Here is a 1,655-nt window from a genome sequence, read left to right as displayed (position 1 = left end):
ATTTGACAATCACACCCTGAAGGTTCGGAAAGCCCGAATCAACTCAACAGTGCGCCGTCCACAACATCACCGTAATTTCCCCAAATTACGGTGTAGAGTCGACCTTTGGCGTGCTCCCTTTGATACCCTTATATTCCAGCTTTTTGATCAATCTCTGCCGAAAGGGCTCTTCGTCGTCACTAACCAGCCTCCTCCTAGCAACTTCCAGCATACTCTCCAAATTCACATTATAACCCATTTCGACTAATTCAACTGCTTTATTATAGCGGCCTATTCCAATCATACTGCCGCCAATAGAACTGGGCCTTGGGCCAGTTCCATATAGCGAATTGATATTCGCCCCACTCTTTATAAGAAAATAATAATTGTCCCAATCCTCGTCATTATGGATTGCATACGATACGGCTGAAAGTAATGGCCAATCATCGCCATTATTTATATCACCATTGACATTAGCACCCTTTTCTAGAAGGATTTTCATGAAAGTCTGATCGTCTTTTCTGGCTGCCACTGAAAGCGGAACAGAACCATATTCGCCGGGCTGGTTCGGATCAGCTCCTTCTTCGAGCAGAGCGCCCGCTTCAGCAATATCACCCCGATCAATCGCCCAAATTAACGGAGTGACCCGCTCCTCATAGATCTTCATTTCGCGGCCTTCGTTCATCCAGCTACAGCCTCCCAAAAGCACGCAAAAAACCATAACGAAGCACTTAATCATTTCCGTACATAAACGTCCGAATATATCCATTCTCCAGCTTCATAGACCTTAGTCGACAAACTGGAGGCAGACATCATATCATGATACCCTTGAAAGAAAAGGCTTGTCAGATTTGCCTTGCCTTGGTGTGTCGAATTACGGTGACAGTGCACTCAATTCTCTCGCCTTTTAGGCCCTCGCTTTTTCGGGCGAAGATCGCGTCCGCTTAGCGATTCAATCTGCTCCATAAATGCGGTGTTGCCAAGTGGTCGGCCAATGGTTTCGGCGCGTCGCAAGATCGACGACGCGGCTTCATCCTCGCCGGACTCGAGAAACGCGGCAAAATCGGGTACGCGTTCGAGCACGGGCGCACAGTCGGTCATCCCGTCGCCCTTATCCGGATCGAGATGGGCATGTACGCTGGACCATCGCCACTGAACCGCACGCTTTACCAGCCGCGCCCGCACCGGATTGAGCACGACATAAGGTATGGCCGCCATTAAATGCGCCTCGTCCATCGCGACACAGCCGAAACGCCCTTGCCAGAAATGCCCCGTGCGCCGCTCGCGCGCATGAATATGCCCGGCATAGGCGCGGTGGACCTGCGACAGGCAGGCGCGCAGGCTGTCCTGTTCCTCCGGCACCAGGATCGCGTGGACATGATTGGGCATCAGAACCCAGCTCCATATCGCGACGCCGTTTGCGGCGGCATGGTCGCGCAGCAGGTCGCGGTAAAGCGCATAATCGCCGGGTTCGAAAAACGTCTGCTGCCGCCCGTTGCCGCGCTGCGTAACGTGGTGCGGAATGCCGGGAAGAATTGTGCGCGCGAGCCGAGCCATGGATATAGGCTTAGGGCCGGGATGCGCGGTACGCAATAATTTAGTGCACTGTCATGTCTGGACGGCGCACTGCGATCAAGGGGTAATTGTTGTGATGTAGCACGTTGCGGGTGCGGTCA

General features: G+C 52.9%; 2 protein-coding genes. Both read right to left on the bottom strand.

The features are described from left to right. Positions 1–85: 85 nt before the first annotated feature. Positions 86–664, bottom strand: coding sequence for an ankyrin repeat domain-containing protein (locus tag HEQ34_RS14345; protein WP_296201596.1), 579 nt, complete (start codon positions 662–664; stop codon positions 86–88). Positions 665–870: 206 nt separating this feature from the next. Next, positions 871–1,536, bottom strand: coding sequence for a transposase (locus tag HEQ34_RS14340; protein ID WP_296201595.1), 666 nt, complete (start codon positions 1,534–1,536; stop codon positions 871–873). Between the last annotated feature and the right edge of the window lie 119 nt (positions 1,537–1,655).

Origin of the sequence: Sphingorhabdus sp., from assembly GCF_023910635.1 — a bacterium.
Taxonomy (GTDB): domain Bacteria; phylum Pseudomonadota; class Alphaproteobacteria; order Sphingomonadales; family Sphingomonadaceae; genus Sphingorhabdus_B.
Note: the sequence above shows the minus strand (reverse complement) of the source record. Positions and strands in the feature narration are given on the sequence as shown.

Bases quoted from the DNA above. Each gene is read 5' to 3' on its own strand.
- HEQ34_RS14345 (WP_296201596.1), bottom strand. From the start codon at position 664: ATGAACGAAGGCCGCGAAATGAAGATCTATGAGGAGCGGGTCACTCCG.
- HEQ34_RS14340 (WP_296201595.1), bottom strand. From the start codon at position 1,536: ATGGCTCGGCTCGCGCGCACAATTCTTCCCGGCATTCCGCACCACGTT.